This is a genomic window from Janthinobacterium sp. SUN176 (assembly GCF_030587335.1).
Taxonomy (GTDB): domain Bacteria; phylum Pseudomonadota; class Gammaproteobacteria; order Burkholderiales; family Burkholderiaceae_D; genus Janthinobacterium; species Janthinobacterium kumbetense.
This window is the reverse complement of the sequence record NZ_JAPWIA010000006.1, coordinates 97,308-115,271: the sequence shown is the minus strand read 5'-3', so window position 1 is coordinate 115,271 and position 17,964 is coordinate 97,308. Positions and strand designations below refer to the sequence as shown.

Genomic DNA, 17,964 nt, shown 5'->3' with positions numbered 1-17,964 from the left:
GTAGATAATATTTTCCCAAAGACTGGCATCGTTTTATGATCGATATCTGCGAATAATTATGTAAACATTATCACCGATATTTGCTATTTGAAACACAATATTGATATCAAGCATGAAATAAATACAGTTTTATTGATTTCGCATGATTGTTGTCTTAAGTCAAAGTATTGCACTTCTACTCTTGTAGCAATTGCCGTATATCGGCCGCTAGGCTGGCCGGCTTGCTGGCCGTCGCGTAGCGGCGAAATACGCTGCCATCCTTGCGCACCAAAAACTTGGTGAAATTCCATTTGATCGATTGCGTGCCCAATATGCCGGGCGCCGCCTGTTTTAATTGCGCAAAGACGGGATGGGTATGCGGGCCATTCACGTCGATCTTGGCAAACAGGGGAAAGGTGACGCCGAAGTTTTTTTCGCAAAAGGCGCCAATTTCCTCGTTCGAGCCCGGTTCCTGCTGGCGGAATTGATTGCAGGGAAAACCCAGCACGACCAGGCCCTGGTCGTGGAATTCGCGGTACAGCGCTTCGAGCCCCTCGTATTGCGGCGTGAAGCCGCAGGCGCTGGCCGTATTGACGATCAGCAGTACTTTGCCCTTGTAGCGCGCCAGGTCGATCGGCGTGCCGTCCAGTGCCTCTGCCTGGAAATCGTGGATGCTGGTCATGTCAGAGTAGTCCCAGTTTGGTGGCGCCCGCCTGCGGGGCCGGTTCCGGCGCCGCTGCGCCCTTGAGCTTGATCGTCAGGCGCAGGTCGTTGACGGAATCCGCATTGCGCAGCGCGTCTTCATAGCTGATGGCGCCCGCCTCGTGCAGGTCGAACAGGGCCTGGTCGAAAGTCTGCATGCCATGCTCGCGCGATTTTTTCATCAATTCCTTGATCTCGTGCACCTGGCCCTTGAAGATCAGGTCGCTCATCAGCGGCGAATTGAGCAGGATTTCCAGCGCCGCCTGGCGCCCGCCGCCATCCTTGTTGGGGATCAGCCGCTGCGAAATCATGCCCTTCAAATTCAGCGACAGGTCCATCAGCAACTGCTGGCGCCGTTCTTCGGGGAAGAAATTGATGATGCGGTCCAGCGCCTGGTTGGCGTTGTTCGCGTGCAAGGTCGCCAGGCACAGATGGCCCGTCTCGGCAAACGCGATGGCGTGGTCCATGGTGTCGCGGTCGCGGATTTCGCCGATCTGTATCACGTCGGGCGCCTGGCGCAGGGTGTTTTTCAGGGCCGTGGCCCAGTCGTCCGTATCGACGCCCACTTCGCGCTGGGTGACGATACAGTTGCCATGCGGATGGATGAATTCCACGGGGTCTTCGATGGTGATGATGTGGCCGTGGCTGTGGGCGTTGCGGTGGCCCACCATGGCCGCCAGGGTGGTCGATTTGCCGCAGCCCGTGGCGCCCACCATGATGACGAGGCCCCGCTTGCTCATCACGATGTCTTGCAGGATCGCGGGCAAACCCAGCCCATCGAGGGTGGGGATGGCGGTATTGATCAACCGCAAGACCATGCCTGCCTGGCCCATCTGCACGAAGGCGGATACGCGGAAACGCCCCAGTCCTTCCGGGCTGATGGCGAAATTGGCTTCGCGGCTGGACTCGAACTCGGCCGCCTGGCGCTCGTTCATGACGGCGCGCACGTAGCCGGCCGCCTGGGCCGCGTCAAGCGCGCCGCCAGCCAGCGGCGTCAGCTTGCCGTCGAGCTTGATGGCGGCGGGAAAGCCGGCCGTGATGAACAGGTCGGAGCCGCCCCGTGCGCGCATCTGCGCCAGCAGCGCATGCATGGCGCCATAGTGTTCGTGCGTCGTCTGCATGGCTTATCCGGGGAAGTTTTCAGGGGACTTGGCGGCCGAGCGGGCCGTTTCCGCCGAGATCGTGCCGCGCCGCACCAAGTCGGTGAGGCACTGGTCCAGGGTTTGCATGCCCACGTTGCTGCCCGTCTGGATGGCCGAATACATTTGCGCCACTTTCGCTTCGCGGATCAGGTTGCGCACGGCAGGCGTGGCCAGCATGATTTCATGCGCGGCCACGCGGCCCGCGCCATCCTTGGTTTTCAGCAAGTTTTGCGAGATGACGGCTTGCAAGGATTCGGACAGCATGGCGCGCACCATTTCCTTTTCTTCGGCGGGGAAGACGTCGATGATGCGGTCGATCGACTTCGCCGCCGACGAGGTGTGCAGGGTGCCGAACACCAGGTGGCCCGTCTCGGCCGCCGTCAGCGCCAGGCGGATGGTTTCCAGGTCGCGCAATTCGCCCACCAAAATCACGTCCGGGTCTTCGCGCAGGGCCGAGCGCAGCGCATTGCTGAACGAATGCGTGTGCGAACCGACTTCGCGCTGATTGATCAGGCATTTCTTCGGTTCATGCACGAATTCGATCGGGTCTTCGATGGTCAATATATGGTGGTTCAGGCGCTCGTTGACGTGGTTCACCATGGCCGCCAGGGTGGTCGACTTGCCGGAACCCGTCGGGCCCGTCACCAGCACGAGTCCCCGCGGGCGCATGGCCAGCTCGCCGAAGATGCGCGGCGCGTTGAGTTCTTCCAAGGTCATCACCTTGGAGGGAATCGTGCGCAGCACGGCCGAGGCACCCCGTTCCTGGTTGTAGGCGTTGACGCGGAAGCGGGCCAGGCCGGGAATCTCGAACGAAAAATCGCATTCCAGCGCTTCTTCATACGCCTTGCGCTGGCTGTCGTTCATGATGTCGTAGATCATGCTGTGCACTTCCTTGTGCTCGAGCGGCGCCACGTTCAGGCGGCGCACGTCGCCATTGACCCGTATCATCGGCGGCAGGCCGGAAGACAGGTGCAGGTCGGAAGCCTTGTTGCTGACGGAGAAAGCGAGTAGTTCGGAGATGTCCATTTATAATCCCTGTGCCTGCATTGATGGGCTGGCGCACTGTGCCGCCGCCCCTATACACTAGAAAATGATTATGTCCACAATCGAACAGAACTTGCAAGCCGTGCGCGACAGTATTGCGCAGGCCGCCGCGGACGCGCGGCGCGCCCCTGGTGACGTGACCCTGCTGGCCGTGTCGAAAACCTTCGGCGCGGACGCCGTGCTGGCAGCCATGCGCGCAGGCCAGACGGCGTTTGGCGAAAATTACCTGCAGGAAGCGCTCGACAAGATTAACGCCATCAAGCTTGCGCTGCCGCAAGGCGCACCCGTCTGGCATTTCATCGGCCCCATCCAGAGCAACAAGACGCGCCCCATCGCCGAACATTTCGACTGGGTGCATACGGTGGAACGGGAAAAGATCGCCGCCCGCCTGTCCGAACAGCGCCCGGCAGGCTTGCTGGACCTGAATATCTGCCTGCAAGTCAATATCAGCGGCGAAGCCAGCAAGAGCGGCGTGACGCCGGCCGACTTGCCGGCGCTGGCGCATGCCGTGGCGCAACTGCCCCGTTTGCGCCTGCGCGGCCTGATGGCCATTCCCGAGCCGGAAACGGAGATCAACCTGCAGCGCGCCGCCTTTGCGCAATTGCGCGCGCTGTGCGACCAATTGAAGGCGGACGGCCTGGCGCTCGATACCTTGTCGATGGGCATGTCGGCCGACTTGCGCGCCGCCGTGCTGGAAGGCGCCACCATCGTGCGCGTGGGCAGCGCCATCTTTGGTTCCCGCACTTACTCTTAACTGATTGATAGAAAGCATAGCCATGACGACAGAATTGAATATCGCCTTTGTGGGCGGAGGCAACATGGCGGCGGCCCTGATCGCCGGCCTGGCGGGTAAATTGACCCTGGGCGGCAACATCCACGTGATCGACCCGCATGCGCCCGCGCTGGAAAAACTGCAGGCGCAATTCGGCGTGACGACGGCTTCCGCCGCCGGCGACGCGCTGCGCGGCGTGGACGTGATCGTGCTGGCCGTGAAGCCGCAAAGCATGCGCGAGGTGGCGGCGCAGTTGCTGCCCTTCCTCGACGGAAACAAGGCGCCATTGATCCTGTCGATCGCGGCCGGCATCCGCGCGGCCGACCTGTCGCGCTGGCTGGGCGATTATCGCGCCATCGTGCGCTGCATGCCGAACACGCCAGCCCTGATCGGCATGGGCATCACGGGCATGGTGGCCAGCAGCGGCGTGAGCGATGAGCAAAAGAAGACGGCGGACGCCATTCTGCGCGCCGTCGGCCAGACCGTCTGGCTCGATGACGAAGCGAAGATCGACCCTGTGACGGCCGTGTCCGGCAGCGGTCCCGCCTATGTGTTTTACTTTATCGAAGCGATGCAGCAGGCGGCCGCCGAGCTGGGCCTGACGCCGGAGCAGGGCACGCAGCTGGCGATTGCCACGTTTACGGGCGCGGCGCAGCTGGCGGCGAACTCCAGCGAACCCGTGTCCTTGCTGCGCGAGCGGGTCACGTCGAAGGGCGGCACGACGTATGCGGCGCTCACCAGCATGGAAGAGAGCGGCGTGAAGGCGGCCATCGTCAAGGGCATCAAGGCGGCCGCGCAGCGGGGGCGCGAGATGGGTGATGAGCTGTCGAAGTAATTAGATCACCTTGACGGCGCGGCCGATGTATAAAACCGGTCCCGTCGGCCGGCCCGTGGGCGAGCCCGTTGCCGGTTCCAGGGTGATTTCAAACAGTTGCTCCGGCTGCAGCGGCGGCAGTTTGTCCAATGTCAACTTGAGGCTTTGTCCCGGCTTGACCAGGCCCAGCGAGACGGGCGCACCCCAGTCCTTGCCCTTGGTCCAGAATTGCAGGGCCTTTTGCTGCGGCACGCTGGTTGGTCCCAGCGGGATCAGGCTCAGGTCGCGGTTCTTGCCGCCGCGTCCGCCAGCCTGCACGATCCAGCCCGGCGATTTATCCTGCGGCGCCACCAGCACCACCAGATAGCCGGGTCCGCCTGGCGCTTGCAGCTGCACGCTGACCAGCACGGCCAGCGCGGTCGTGGCCGCCAAGCCGCCGCCCGCCAGCACTCTCCAGAACGCCAGGCTGTTCCACCACGCTTGCCAGCCGCCCGCCTGCCGCACGGCCGAAGGCGTCAACAGGCTGGCGCTGATGCGCGGCCACAGTTGCGCCGAGGGCGTTTCGGGCGGCGCCAGGGTCGTCAAGGGCAGCAGACGCCGCTCCCAGGCTTCGACGGCGTCGCGCAAGGCTGCGTCGCGCGGCAAGCGCTGTTCCACTTCCGCCCGTTCGGCCAGCTCCAGGGTGCCCAGCACGTATTCGCTGGCCAGCCTGTGCAATTCCTCGTCGCCGTTGATCATCCCATGCACTCCCGCAAGGCGGCCAGGCCCCGCTTGACCCATGCCTTGACGGTGCCCAGCGGCGCTTGCAGGCGCTGCGCGATTTCGCTGTGGGAACAGCCATCGACGTAGGCGTACAGGATGCTGTTGCGCTTCGATTCGTCCAGGTGGCCGAGGCAATCGTGCAGCTTGCCCAGGTTCGCCTGGTCGGCATAGGCCTCGCCCGCATCGTGGCTGTGGCGTTCGTGCAGCAGGTTTTCCACGGTATCCTCGTCGGCCGGTACTTCATGGGCGCGGGCGCGCGCCACGTCCAGCGCCTGGTGCCGCACCACCACATAGATCCAGCCCTTGCCGCTGCCGCGCGTGGCGTCGAAACTGCCGGCGCGGCGCCAGATATTCAGGAAGGCGTCGTGCAGCACGTCTTCGGCCAAGGCCCGCTGGCGCACGATGCGCAGGGCCACGCCCAGCAGGTAGCGGCTTTCCTGCTGGTACAGGCCGTGCAATGCCTGCTGCTCGCCCCTGGCGCAGGCGCGCAGGGCGGCATCGTAATCGAACGGAGTGGCTAGCGTTGGCAAGGTCGGCGCAATCGTCAGGAATAAACGGTTAGCAAGTTTTCAAGGCCGAGTATAGGCCAGAAACCCGCTTGCCAACCGTTGTTTTCCTGTTTTACAACGCCTAACAAAACCGTCGCGAGCGGAAGGGAGAGGTGGCTAAGAAGCGCAACCGTACTTTTTAGTACGGTGAGCATCGCAGGCCGCCTATCACGACGCGCAGTAGGTTTTGATAGGTGTGTTCATGCGGCTTTCCAGAAGATATAGTCGGCCTGATAGGGCACCCATTGCTTGGCGCCGATGCTTTCCATGCCGCAGGGGCTGCTTGGCGCCACGCCGCCGCTGGTGGCCACGCGCTGGATGTAGCTGACGCCCTGCATGGCGCCGCTGCCCGTGGCCGGGTTGGCCTTCACCAGCTGGTATGGGATATTGCCCGCGCCGGCCGGCGCCACGGCCACTTGCGTGGCCGTCACTTTCGAGCCGTCCAGGTTGGCCCAGGTGGCCGGTGGACCGACATACGTGCCCACCTGCATGCCGCTGCGGTCGTTCAAGGCGGCGTCCGGTCCCACGAAAACCCATTCATGGCCCGTCATGTCTTTCTTGGCCTTGCATTCGTAGGCGATCTTGCCCACGCCCACGGTCTGCATGGCCACCTGGTGGCCATCGGGTACCTTGACGGCGTTCGGTAATTGTTCTTGCGAATAGCGCGCGCTCATGGGGGCGCAAGCGCTCAGCAGCAGGGCGGCGCCCAGCACAGCGAGGGCGGGAACGGCGTGGCGTGGGGCGGTGAAGGCAAGCATGGCGAACTCCTGGTAGTTGGCTCAACCGGCTGGTTGATACCATTACTACGCATGGGTCTGCCATTTGGATGCAGCCAGGTCAAAATATTTTATGACGGCGTTTCTTTCTTGCTGAAACGCTGCGCCAGCGCCAGCAGGACGGGCATGGCCGTGGTGGCGTGCTTGAGCAGCGCGCCGCTGGCCCGCAGCAGCGGCAGGATGCGGCGCGGACGTACCAGCGCCAAGCCCAGCACGGCGCCACCCACCATCAGGGGAATTTTGAAACGCGTGGCCAGGGTGTGGCGCAGATTGCCGCCCGTGAGCGGTTCCAGCAACTGGCGCGTCTGCACGCCCAGGGCCAGGCGCTGCAGCGCGCATTCGGCCAGCAGCGCGTCGCGCCGCTGCGCCAGGCTGGCGGCCGTGTGGACGCTGGACAATTTGGTGGGGTGCGTGGTCATGGCCGCTCCGATCCCCGGCGCGCCAGCAATTGCAGCTCGTCCAGGTCTTTGTTCAGTTCGGAAAGTGTAAAAGAAAGCAGTTTCGGCTTGCTGCGGAAACTGGCGCGCACGCCCAGCAGGGTGGCGATGGCGGCGACGATGAAGACGGCGGCCGTGATGGCGATGGCGGCGATGCGGTGCGTATCCCAGAACAGCACGATGACGAGGAACACGATCAAGACGAGGCCGACAAACAGGCACAACAGTGCCAGCATGGCCAGCGCCAGATAGGACAGGAAGCGCAGCGACTCTTCTTCCATTTCCACGGCCGCCAGGGCCAGACGGGTCTGGACGATGGCGGCGAGGGTCGCTGCGACTTGGGCGACATGGTGCAGGATAGCCATATGCTGCCTTTCGCGTCAGGGGAGACGGCTTGCGCCGTCGGTGCTACCTAGCGGCGCGACGAGGAAAGCAGCAGACCGAACAGCACGCCGACGACGGCGCCCGCGCCCACGGCTTTCCAGGGATTGTCCTGCACGTATTCGTCGGTGGCCTTGGCCGCCTTCTTGGTGCGTTCGAGCAAGTCTTCTTCCAGCTTGATCAAGTCCTTCTTGGCCGTTTCCAGGGTGGCGATGAACTTGTCCTTGACGGCTTTGACATTCTCGCCCGTCTGATCCTTGGCGCCATCGAGCCAGCCTTCCGCTTCATCGATGACGGTCTTCAAGTCGCCGACCAGTTTGTCGCGGGCCTTGTCGGCGTCGGCGAGGATGCTGTCGCTGCTGGATTTTCCGGTATGTATCGAGCTCATGTATTACCTCATGGAAGTGAAACTGCACAGTGAAATACCAGTGTAGGCAGCTGCGGCCAGGCTTGTCTTGCGCCGCCTCAAGGGCTGCCGCGGCGCAAGGGTCATTGCTTAACGGAAAGCAAAGTCCAGTACCACGCCCGCAAATACCGCCGCTCCTAGCCAGTTATTATGCCGGAATGCCGCAAAACACGGCATACGCTCGCGTGCGCGGATCAGGGTGTAGTGATAAACGGCACAGCCTGCCGCCACCAGCAAGCCCGCGACGAACCAGTAACGCAAGCCCAGATACCAGCCGCATGCCAGCCACAGCAGCAGGAAAACGGCATAGCAGGCCATGACGATGGCCACGTCGTAGCGGCCAAAGGTGATGGCCGAGGTCTTGATGCCGATTTTTAAATCGTCGTCGCGGTCGACCATCGCGTATTCCGTATCGTAGGCCACGGCCCAGAAGACATTGCCCAGCAGCAGCAGCCAGGCGACGATGGGCACGGCATCCGTGATGGCGGCAAAGCCCATGGGGATGCCGAAGCCGAAGGCGATGCCGAGATACGCTTGCGGAATCGCAAAGAAACGCTTGAAATAGGGATAGGTGCCGGCGATGATGACGGCCGCCACGGACAGCTGCTTGGTCAGCGCGTTGAGGGGCAGGATCAGGCAAAAGGCCAGCACGGTCAGCACGCCTGCCACGGCCAGCGCTTCCTTGCCGCTGATGCGTCCGCTGGTGATGGGACGCTCGGCCGTGCGCTTGACGAATTTGTCGATATCCTGGTCGGCGTAGTCATTGATGGCGCAGCCTGCCGAGCGCATCAGGAAAGTGCCGAGGGTAAAGATGAGCAGCAGCCGCCAGTCCGGCACGCCCTGCTGCGCCAGCCACAGCGCGCACAGGGTAGGCCACAGCAGCAATACGGTACCGATAGGCTTGTCCAGCCGTATCAGGCGGAAATACAGCGCCAGCTTGTTCATGGAAGACTCGATCTTGTTGAAGAGAAAGGTCGATTATCGCAAATAGTATGTAAATGTACTATTTTGCGCCTGGGGCGCTAGTCTTCATCCTCGCACAGCGGCGTAATGCCGGGCAAGTTGCAGCTGGCGATGGCCGCGCACAGGGCGTCGATGGCGGCCTTGCGCGTGAAACTCTTGCGCCACAGCATGACCACGCGGCGCGAGGGCACGGGGGCGGCGAAGGGCCGGTATTCGAGCATGCCGTCGGTGGCGTGCATATTGGCGACGGAGGCGCGCGGCAAGACCGTCAGGCCGATGCCGCTGGCCACCATGTGGCGGATGGTTTCCAGCGAGGAACCCTCAAACGTGCGCTGCATGCCATTGCCGGGCGAGGAAAAACGCGCCATTTCGGGGCACACTTCCAGCACCTGGTCGCGGAAACAGTGGCCATTGCCCAGCAGCAGCATGGTTTCCGATTTCAAGTCTTGCGCGGCGATTTTCTCGCGCGCCGTCCATGGATGCTGGCGCGGCATGGCGACGACGAACGGTTCGTCATACAGTTCCTGCATGGCCATGCCGTGTTCGGGCAGGGGCAGGGCCATGATGGCCACGTCCAGTTCGCCCTGGCGCAGCAATTCGAGCAGGCGAACCGTGAAGTTTTCCTGCAAGATCAAGGGCATCTGCGGTACCTGGTCTATCATGGCCTTGACCAGGGGCGGCAGCAGGTAGGGGCCGATCGTGTAGATCACGCCCAGGCGCAGGGGGCCGGCCAGCGGGTCCTTGTTTTGCTTGGCGAGTTCCTTGATGGCGGCCGTCTGTTCCAGCACGCGCTCGGCTTGCGCAATGATCTGCGCGCCCAGGGGCGTGACGGAGATTTCCGCGCCGCCCCGTTCGAACAGGACCACGCCCAATTCGTCTTCGAGTTTCTTGATGGCCACTGACAGGGTGGGCTGGGCAACGAAGCAGGCTTCGGCGGCGTGGCCGAAGTGCTTCGCTCGCGCGACTGCAACGATATATTTCAGTTCAGTCAGTGTCATAGGTTGATTGAAACACAGGAAGTACTTACTTGCAATGAATGAAAGGTGGCGCAAACGTGAAACTGTGGCGCCGATGGCGTATTGTAGCGGATCGCCCCCTATAATGCGGGACCGGGCGTCGAAGGGAGATGGCGATGGAACTGCGGATGCAGGCGCTGGAAGCGGCGATCAATTACTGGCGTGCCAGGCAACCGGCGCGCGGCAACGAATATGCACTGTCGCCGCCCGTCAGCCGCCTGGCCGGCGTGTATGCGCTGATGATTTACTACCGGCAAGATCGCATCGCCGAAGAGACCCTGGAACCGGCCGTCGTGGCCCTGATCGATGCCTGGCGCCGGGATGCCGGCGGCATCCAAGGCGATAGCCACGCCTGAGTGCGACCATGGCGTGACCCCATTTAACCCAACCAGAGATATCCATGCCTGATTTTGAAAACAAACTGTGCGGCCGCGACGAATTGCGCGCCCGCGCCGCAGCCCTGCCGAAACCGGTGGTGGTGACGAACGGCGTGTTCGACATTTTGCACCGCGGCCACGTGACCTACCTGGCGCAGGCGCGCGCGCTGGGCGCCTCGCTGATCGTTGCCGTGAATACCGATGCCTCGGTGAAACGCCTGGGCAAGGGCGACGACCGTCCCCTGAACAGCTGCGAAGACCGCATGGCCGTGCTGGCCGCGCTGGAAGCGGTGAGCCTGGTCGTGCCGTTCTCGGAAGACAGCGCCCTGGAAGTGGTGCTGGACATCGAACCGGAAATCTATGCCAAGGGCGGCGACTACGACATGGCGGCCATTCCAGAAGGCAAGGCCGTGCTGGCGTATGGCGGCCAGGCCGTGGCCATCGATTTCGAGCATGACCGCTCGACCACCAAGCTGTTGACGAAAGTGCGGACGCAGCAAGGCTGAGGAAGCTCGTCAATGTTTCCATACAGATAAAAAGACGTTACTATGAGAACTGCCAGGGCTGCGACTTCGTTTCGTCAGCCCCAGCACGTTACACCGTCTGAATGCATTGCTAGTCATAGAAAATAAATGGATCATAAAACTTCTGGGGATTGGCCACTGCCTTCCGGCGCCTGGCACGTGGATGACGAGGGCGCGTGGACCATGCAGCGCAGCGCGGATGGCCAGAATGTCTCGCCCTTGGTGAGCCATGCCGATATCGGCAAGCTGATGCATGCGCGGCGCCTGCCCGCAGCAGCCGGTGCGCCCGTGCGCCAGTTTCCGCCCGAATTCGCGTTCGACCCCGCCTCGGGCGCGGCCTTGCAAGTGCCGCCCGACACGGCCGCCACGCCGCCCTGGGTGCCGCCCTACGGCGCATCTCCCGTCAGCGACGTGCCGCCAACGGGCCCGGCCGGCTTGCGCCAGGCCAGCGCGCCCCTGAAACTGGCCGACCAGCGCGCGCGCGAAGAGCATGCGCAGGCCGATGTCTCGTTGCCCATGCCGCCGCCCGGCGAATACGAATTCTTTTCCGCCCAGTTCGGCACCAGCGCGCCCGCGCTGCTGGCGCTCGACCCGCGCAAGGCCGTCTTGCACGCCTGGTTGCCCGCCTCGAAACGCTGGCTGGCGCTGGACCCCGACTATGGCAGCTTGCTGGCCGAATCGGACCTGGCCCACGGCGCCTGGCGCGCCGAGCTGGTGCCGGAGTTCAACAGCGTGCTGGTCTTGCCGACCAGCCATGGCCTGGCCTGCATCCGTCCCGACGTGCCGTCGCTGACCTATGTGGTCGAGCACGTGGGCGGCGCGCCGTGCGCAGCCGCGCCCGTCTGGTTCCAGAGCCGTCTGTGGGCGCCGCTGCGCGACGACGATGGCCGCCTCCGCTTCGTCAACCTTGATGCGCAACAAAAGCCGGGCAGCGACGTGCTGCTCGACGGCCTGTTTGACCTGGGCACCGTCAGCGCGCCCGTCGCCTACAACCGCATGGCCGTGTGGCCGTGCGCCAACGGCCAGCTGCGCCTGCAATTGCAGCCGGACGGCAACGTGGCCGCCTCGTTCACCCCCTGGCCCGAAGGGCTGGTGCCGCATTTCGAGTTCGGCAGCCCCTACGTGTCGCGCGACGGCGGCTTGTGGCAGCTGTGCTTCGAGCGCAGCCGCGGCACCTATGTCTACGTGAAACTGGGCGCGCAGTCCGAACGGGCCGATGCGCTGGCGCCGCGCCTGTGCTCGGGCAGCTTCAATTACCGCTTCGCCACCAAGCTGAAAACGGCGCCGTGGGAAGAGCCGGAACACGGCGACGACGGCGGCAAGAACCAGGCCGTCATGCCGCTGCTGGAATCGAGTGTGGGCAACAGCGTCTTCGGCGTGAAGTTTGCCACCAGCGCCGGCCTGTCGAGCGTGCTGCGCTCGAACGATCGCCTGGCGGCCCAGTTGGTGCAGGACGACGAATTGCGCGAAAACGTGTTCCATACCTTTGCCGTCAGCGAACCGTGGCGCGTGCGCCTGTTTGTGCATGAAGGTACGCTGTGGGCTTACCACCCGCTGCTGTCGCGTATCGATGGCTGGGCCTTGCAGGCATGAAAGCGCGCGTCCTGATCGCGGCCGGCGCCGCCTTCCTCGCCTTCGCCAGCGCCAGCGTGCAGGCCGCCGGCATCCAGCAAGCGTTCCTCGTGCAGAATTCGGGCTGGATGGAGCCGTTTTACACGGATGAACACTCGCAGCTGAAAGCCCTGGTGGGCGCCGTGGCGCAGGCTGCCACAAACCCGTCCGATAAAGTGTATACCCTGGCCTTCAGCCAGAGCAGCGGCGCGCACGTGTCGCCGTCGCTGCTGGGACAAGGGCAGGGCGGCGCCGGCGTGGCGGGCCAGCTGGCCAGCCTGGGCCTGGCGCGCAAGGGCGCCGGCGGCGCGCTGGCCGACACGGATTTCCAGGAAGCCGTGACAAAAACCATCACGGGCCCGTTCCAGTCCGCGTCCGGCATCGTGTGGATCTTTACCAATAACAAGAACAGCCCGAACAACGACAGCCAGACGGCCGAGCGCAACCGCGACTTTTACCGCCTGCTGCACCTGGAACCGTCGATCACCAAGACGGTGGTGTTTCCGCTGCGCATGCCCGTGCAGGGCAAGCTGTACAGCGCCAAGGGCTTGATGGTGTATGCGCTCGCGTATGGCCAGCCGGCGTCGGAGGCTTTGAACCGCATCCTGGCCGAAGGGCGGCTGTCGCAAGTGCTGACGCGTCCGCCCGCGCGATTGAAACCGGTGGACCAGGATGCCGTGCGCATCGTGCCGCAATCCGTCAAGAACAGCGCCAACGTGCACGCCAGCCTGGACCGCGACGGACGCACCATCGTGCTCGACGTCGATGCGGCGAACCTGGTGCCGCAAGTGGTGCTGCAGGCATCCTTGCAAAACATGTTTTTCCCGTACGTGATCGACAGCGCCAGGGTGCACGCCAGCCTGGCCGGGCAGAACGCGCCCTTGCACGTTGCGCCAGATCAAATCCGCCAGCTGCAGCCGGGCGCCAGCCAGTCCGTGCAAGTGCAGTTCGCGCTGCCGATGGCGCAGATCCCGTCGCCGTGGTCGGCGCAGGCGATCGCCGCCATGGGCAAGCAGGTGCTGCTGCCCATGCAGGCGCAGGTGGGCCTGTCGGAACAGCGGCTGGCGCTGGCGTCCAGCTTCGGCAAGGATTTGCAGGAATTGTTCCCTGGCGACCCGATCTCGGGCATGTTTACGCCGCCCGACAGCGTGCGCGCGTCGCAGGCGACGATACCGCTGCTGGTGCGCATCCAGTATCCGCTGCTGCCCGTGCTGGTGATACTGGGCGGCGTGCTGGCGCTCGTGCTGGGCTTGCTGGCGCTGGGCCTGGTCGGCACGCGCGCCACGCGCTACAAGGTGATGGCCGACGGCGTGCAGCGGCAAGTGTTATTAAAACCATTTAAAAGCGTGCAGATCCGCGACGATGACGGCCGCGACATTGGCGAACTCAAGCGTGGCTTGGGCAAGCCGTCCGTCGTGCGCGTGGCCGAAGGCCATGCCTTGACCCTGGCCTGAACACAGAGTCCTTAAAAATTCCTTCCATTCAATAGAGGCATACCATGGCGCAAGACACTCCAAAAGACAACGCAGGTTTTACCTTGCCGGCCCCGGTAACGGCCCCGGCGTCGGCGCCGCCCGCCGCGGACGCTGCCGCCGCGGCCAGCGCCGCCACCGCAACGACCGAAGCTGCGCCCGCGTTTGACGCTGCCGGCACGACCGATACCTCGTCGCGCGACACCCTGGTCGGCGGCGTGGTGCTGTTGCTGCTGTTCATCGCCTTTTTCTTTGCCAAGAATGCCTATGCGAATGGCCTGGTGGCCAAGCGCGTGCCGCCGAACAAGGCCAATGCCTCGGGCTGGTGGCTGTTCATCTTCCTGGCCAGCCTGGCGACGGGCGTCGTGCTGGCTGCCGTGAATGCGCATAAATTCCTTGCGCCACTGTTCATGGGCCCGCTGGTGCTGGTGGGCCTCGTTGCACTGTTGTTGACCTTTACCTCCAGCCGCCGCTAAGAACACGTCGTTGCACGCATCATCGAAGGAATCACCATGGCAGAGAACCTGAACCAAACCATCACCGGCGGCGCCAGCGAGCGCAAGCAGGACAAGATCATCGAACTGCGCCCGACCCTGTTCATCGGCATCGGCGGCACGGGCATGCAAGTGCTGATGCGCGTGCGCCGGCGCATCCTCAACACCCTGTGGGGCGGCGCGGGCAACCGCACGCGCATCGAGGGCTTGGCGGACTTTCCCATCGCGCAATTCATCCATTTCGACCTCGACAATGGCGCCGTGATCGAAAGCGGCGAGTCGCAGGCGAAGGACTTGCAGTTCGACCAGGTGAAGTTCACGGATGACGACAAGGTGGTCGAATCGTTCGACATGGACAAGTACAGCCGTGATGAAGATTCTCTGGAGAAATATCCCCACATCAAGGAATGGCTGCCGCTGACGCCGCAGCGCATCCGCGAATTGCGCTTCGACATGAGCAGCGGCGCCGGCCAGATCCGCGCCGTGTCGCGCCTGTATTTCTTCGACAAGTACGCGAAGATCCGCGACAAGATCCGTCTGAAATTGAAAGCCTTGAAGGCGGGCCTGTCGCACGAGCGCCAGCTGGCCGAACTGGGTCTGCGCATGGAAACGAACCGTTTCCGCATCGTCATCGTCGGCTCCGTCGCAGGCGGCACGGGTTCCGGTTCCTTCCTGGACATGGGCTTGCTGGCACGCTGGCTGGCGCGCAGCGAAGTGGGCGCGGCCGACGTGGAGCTGATGCTGTTCTTGCCGACCGGCTACACCAAGGCCAACAAGGACCGGGTCGAAGCCAACGGCTACGCGGCGCTGATGGAGCTGGAATCGGCGATGATGGGCAACAAGGGCTATGTGGGCCGCTGGGATGCGTATGACCGCCCGGAACTGACGCGCGAACCGTACAGCGAGGTTTACCTGATCGATTCGGGCAATCTTGCCCAGCAGCACACCAAGGATGTCAGCGACGTCTACCACATGGTGGCCGATTCGCTGTTCGAGGATTTCGCCTCGGCCGACTTCGCGCGCGCCAAGCGTTCGATCGCCGTCAACCAGGCGCAGCACAAGAATTCGCTGTACAACGCGCCCGTGCCACAAGACCGCTTCGGCGACATGCGCCTGTATTTTTCGAAACGCTTTTCCTCGTTCGGCATGGCCGTGCTCGATACGCGCCAGGAAGCGGCGCGCGACGAGCGGGCCCACCGCTGGGCCGGCGCCATGCTGCAAGCGTTCTTTGGCGTGGGCGGCACGGATGCGGGCGCTAACCGGGCCACGGATACGCAGCGCGATAATTTCCTCGCCGCTAATATGTTCCTGAAGGGCACGCCGTTCAGCGATTTCCCCGAGTTTTCCGACAAGAGCATCGAACTGAAGCGCTCCAGCGGCGACTTCATCGATTTCCGCGTCGTCGACGAATTGCTGGAAGACCGCCACGGCCACTTGCTGGCCGGCGTGGAAAACCGCGTCAATACGCGCATCAACGATATCCGCACGGGTTTCGACCGCAGCGAATGGCCGGCGCAGGTGCGCGACGCCATGAAGCATTTGGAACGCGACGCCGTGCGCGACCAGGATTCCACGGCCGACACGACGGAAGACCGCATCAGTAAGCGGCGCCGCGAAGTGCTGGAAGACGTCAAGAAAGTCGTGCGCGACCAGCTGTATGGCTATCTTGATAACAAGGAGTTCGGCGGCCTGGAATACGTGCTGTCGCTGGTGGAACAGATCAAGGACCGCATCGAGGCGCCGGGCAGCGGCTTGACGGCGCAGATCGGCAACAATGCCGAGCGTTACCGCGAAATCAAGGAAGCCGTGCGCTCGCGCGAATACGAGCGCCTGTTGAACAACCTGGAACAGACGCGCAGCACCTTCGGTTTCCTCAGCAATGGCGAAAAGCAGGCGGGCGTGGTGATGGACCATTTACGCACGGAAATGGCGAATGCGCTGAAATTCCATTTACGGGCCAAGGCGGCAGACGAGTCCGTCCTCCTGCTGGGCGAGCTGTCGCGCTGGCTGGGCAACCGGGTCGGCGTCGATGCGCAAGGCCGCGCCCAGTGGAATGGCCTGGTGGGCGAGCTGCAATCGGGCCGCGAAGGCGTGCTGGCCATGCTGACGGAGTTGAAAACGGCCAATACCATCCTGCAAAAGGACCTGGACAAGGAACACGCGACCCTGATCGTCATTCCCGTCACGGAAAAAGACATCGCGCTGCCGTCGGCGGCCACCTTGCGCCAGTGGGCCGATGAAGCGTTCAAGGACATGGGCGGCTCGAAAGCGCTGTTCCCCATGTTGGGCGAACCGGCGCAACGGGCCTTGATCCTGGCCAAGGTTACGCGCATGGCGGAAAACATGATCGCTACTGCCGGCCTGGCGGAAGGGGCGACGAGCACGCCCGACCCGTTGTTCGAGGCGCTGGAACAGATGGATGTGTCCGAACGCCTGGACCGCTTCCGCAAGCTGCTGGCCTGCTCCATGCCGTGGATCGACGCCAATATGGCGGGCGACTTCACGGTCGTGTCGGACCAGTTCAAGTGCGTGATCGGCGTGGCCAACGCGGCCGCCTTCAAGGCGAAGTTCGGCGCCGAGCTCGAATCGTGCGTGCCGACCCAGGTGGGCATCACGGTGAGCCAGCTGGAAATCGTCGAAACGGGCATCCGCGGGCGCGCCGTCTGCTATTGCGAACTGGCAGGCGTGCCGATGACGGTGCTGCGCGGCCTGGAAGGCTGGCGCACCAGCTACCGCAAGGAAGGCGACAACGACAAGGCGCCGACCCACACGCATATTGATCCAACGCAATTCACGCACCCGATCGCGCCGAACACGGACGAGATGAAGCGCCTGGCGGAAGACTTCGGCGAATTCCTGCAAGCGATCATGCTGGGCGTGCTAACGCGCCACACGGGCCGCGTCGTGCCGCCGGGCCAGTACCAGTTTGCCGTCGAGCCGGGCGACTTGCGCCGCATCGGCAACGAACGGGCCATCCGCCAGAACGGCATGCCCGCCTCGTACGAGAAAAATATCGCCTTGCGCATCGAAGAAAAATTGACGGCGCTTGACGCCGTGCAGACGGCGGCCATGGCGGCGCTGGCAAAATACTACGAGCGGGGCGTGTATGCGCCCAAGCTGGTGGCGCAAGCCGATGGCTCGCAGCTGCCCTACATCGGCTTTGGCAGCGCCATTTCCGCCGAAGTGGGCACGCGCCTGCGCGAGTCGGCGCGCCGCAAGGGCATGGCCAGCGACGAGCTCGACCGCACGGTGCAAGCCTTGCTGGGCCGGCTGAAGGAGTGGGCCAACGTCATCGGCGACTCCGATAGCGATGCCTACGACTGGGAAGTGCGCGAACCGGAAGCGGACGGCCAGCCGCGCCTGAAGTATGCGATCAAGCCGGAAATGCTGGAAGCGGGGCGCCTGGAGCAATTGCTGCGTCCGGCCGGCGCGGCGGCTGCGCCGGCGGCCGCGTTCGGCATGGCGCCGCCACCACTGGGCGGCATGCCGCCGCCGCTGGTGGAATACCAGTACTTCCTGGGCATCAACGGCCAGCAGCAGGGACCGTTCACGGCCCAGCAGATCGTGCAGTACGTGCAGGCGGGACAGGTCGTGCCAGCCACGACCAAGGTGTGGCGCGCCGGTTTGCCGGCCTGGGCCGACCTGGCCCAGTTCCCCGAACTGGCGCCTTTGTTCCTCGGCGCGCCGCCACCGTTGATGCCGCCGCCCTTGTGAACGCTGGAATGACGTTGGAATGAAGGATTA

19 protein-coding genes are annotated in these 17,964 nt (G+C 63.6%); 8 read left to right on the top strand and 11 right to left on the bottom strand.

Features of this window, described 5'->3' with window-relative positions; translation table 11 throughout:
• Positions 1-175: 175 nt before the first annotated feature.
• The 3 genes from O3299_RS25855 to O3299_RS25845 are packed head-to-tail and all read right to left on the bottom strand — an operon-like array spanning position 176 to position 2,849.
• A complete protein-coding gene (locus O3299_RS25855) occupies positions 176-661 on the bottom strand; it encodes a glutathione peroxidase (protein WP_305063511.1) in 486 nt (161 codons plus the stop codon).
• Position 662: 1 nt separating this feature from the next.
• On the bottom strand, positions 663-1,802 hold the full coding sequence (locus tag O3299_RS25850; RefSeq protein ID WP_305063510.1) for a PilT/PilU family type 4a pilus ATPase: 1,140 nt from the start codon (positions 1,800-1,802) through the stop codon (positions 663-665).
• Between the two features lie 3 nt (positions 1,803-1,805).
• Positions 1,806-2,849, bottom strand: a complete 1,044-nt coding sequence (locus O3299_RS25845) for a type IV pilus twitching motility protein PilT (protein WP_305063509.1) — start codon at positions 2,847-2,849, stop codon at positions 1,806-1,808.
• Between the two features lie 70 nt (positions 2,850-2,919).
• Between O3299_RS25845 and O3299_RS25840 the strand changes: the two genes are divergently transcribed.
• Both O3299_RS25840 and proC read left to right on the top strand, forming a co-directional pair.
• Positions 2,920-3,621, top strand: a complete 702-nt coding sequence (locus O3299_RS25840) for a YggS family pyridoxal phosphate-dependent enzyme (RefSeq protein WP_305063508.1) — start codon at positions 2,920-2,922, stop codon at positions 3,619-3,621.
• A 22-nt stretch (positions 3,622-3,643) separates the two neighbouring features.
• Positions 3,644-4,474, top strand: coding sequence for a pyrroline-5-carboxylate reductase (gene proC / locus O3299_RS25835; protein ID WP_305063507.1), 831 nt, complete (start codon positions 3,644-3,646; stop codon positions 4,472-4,474).
• On the opposite strand, the gene O3299_RS25830 is transcribed toward proC, so the two are convergent.
• From O3299_RS25830 to O3299_RS25795, 8 genes are all read right to left on the bottom strand, one after another.
• On the bottom strand, positions 4,475-5,191 hold the full coding sequence (locus O3299_RS25830) for an anti-sigma factor domain-containing protein (protein ID WP_305063506.1): 717 nt from the start codon (positions 5,189-5,191) through the stop codon (positions 4,475-4,477).
• Positions 5,188-5,745 (bottom strand): sigma-70 family RNA polymerase sigma factor, encoded by a 558-nt coding sequence (locus O3299_RS25825; protein ID WP_289900397.1) that lies wholly within the window; start codon positions 5,743-5,745, stop codon positions 5,188-5,190. Before O3299_RS25825 ends, O3299_RS25830 begins: the two co-directional genes overlap by 4 nt.
• A gap of 218 nt (positions 5,746-5,963) precedes the next feature.
• Positions 5,964-6,521 (bottom strand): DUF3455 domain-containing protein, encoded by a 558-nt coding sequence (locus O3299_RS25820; protein WP_099665472.1) that lies wholly within the window; start codon positions 6,519-6,521, stop codon positions 5,964-5,966.
• Between the two features lie 89 nt (positions 6,522-6,610).
• The gene (locus tag O3299_RS25815; RefSeq protein ID WP_077399688.1) at positions 6,611-6,958 is read right to left on the bottom strand and encodes a hypothetical protein; all 348 of its coding nucleotides are present in this window, start codon (positions 6,956-6,958) and stop codon (positions 6,611-6,613) included.
• Entirely contained in the window at positions 6,955-7,341 is a 387-nt protein-coding gene (locus O3299_RS25810) for a phage holin family protein (RefSeq protein ID WP_251351042.1), read from the bottom strand. Before O3299_RS25810 ends, O3299_RS25815 begins: the two co-directional genes overlap by 4 nt.
• Positions 7,342-7,388: 47 nt before the next feature.
• Positions 7,389-7,745 (bottom strand): DUF883 family protein, encoded by a 357-nt coding sequence (locus tag O3299_RS25805; RefSeq protein ID WP_099665471.1) that lies wholly within the window; start codon positions 7,743-7,745, stop codon positions 7,389-7,391.
• A gap of 108 nt (positions 7,746-7,853) precedes the next feature.
• Positions 7,854-8,708, bottom strand: coding sequence for a 4-hydroxybenzoate octaprenyltransferase (gene ubiA, locus O3299_RS25800; protein WP_305063505.1), 855 nt, complete (start codon positions 8,706-8,708; stop codon positions 7,854-7,856).
• Positions 8,709-8,785: 77 nt separating this feature from the next.
• A complete protein-coding gene (locus tag O3299_RS25795; protein ID WP_099665470.1) occupies positions 8,786-9,724 on the bottom strand; it encodes a hydrogen peroxide-inducible genes activator in 939 nt (312 codons plus the stop codon).
• A 134-nt stretch (positions 9,725-9,858) separates the two neighbouring features.
• Here O3299_RS25795 and O3299_RS25790 point away from each other — a divergent pair, with 134 nt between their 5' ends.
• The 6 genes from O3299_RS25790 (at position 9,859) to O3299_RS25765 (ending at position 17,934) form a co-directional block, all read left to right on the top strand.
• A complete protein-coding gene (locus tag O3299_RS25790) occupies positions 9,859-10,098 on the top strand; it encodes a DUF3717 domain-containing protein (RefSeq protein ID WP_077399697.1) in 240 nt (79 codons plus the stop codon).
• Between the two features lie 44 nt (positions 10,099-10,142).
• Positions 10,143-10,625 (top strand): adenylyltransferase/cytidyltransferase family protein, encoded by a 483-nt coding sequence (locus tag O3299_RS25785; protein ID WP_034784861.1) that lies wholly within the window; start codon positions 10,143-10,145, stop codon positions 10,623-10,625.
• A gap of 126 nt (positions 10,626-10,751) precedes the next feature.
• The gene (locus O3299_RS25780; protein ID WP_305063504.1) at positions 10,752-12,236 is read left to right on the top strand and encodes a hypothetical protein; all 1,485 of its coding nucleotides are present in this window, start codon (positions 10,752-10,754) and stop codon (positions 12,234-12,236) included.
• A complete protein-coding gene (locus tag O3299_RS25775) occupies positions 12,233-13,708 on the top strand; it encodes a hypothetical protein (protein ID WP_305063503.1) in 1,476 nt (491 codons plus the stop codon). The genes O3299_RS25780 and O3299_RS25775 overlap by 4 nt, the downstream gene beginning before the upstream one ends.
• A 44-nt stretch (positions 13,709-13,752) precedes the next feature.
• The gene (locus O3299_RS25770; protein ID WP_289906843.1) at positions 13,753-14,202 is read left to right on the top strand and encodes a hypothetical protein; all 450 of its coding nucleotides are present in this window, start codon (positions 13,753-13,755) and stop codon (positions 14,200-14,202) included.
• 36 nt (positions 14,203-14,238) lie between these two features.
• Positions 14,239-17,934, top strand: a complete 3,696-nt coding sequence (locus O3299_RS25765) for a tubulin-like doman-containing protein (protein WP_305063502.1) — start codon at positions 14,239-14,241, stop codon at positions 17,932-17,934.
• The last annotated feature ends 30 nt before the right edge of the window (positions 17,935-17,964 follow it).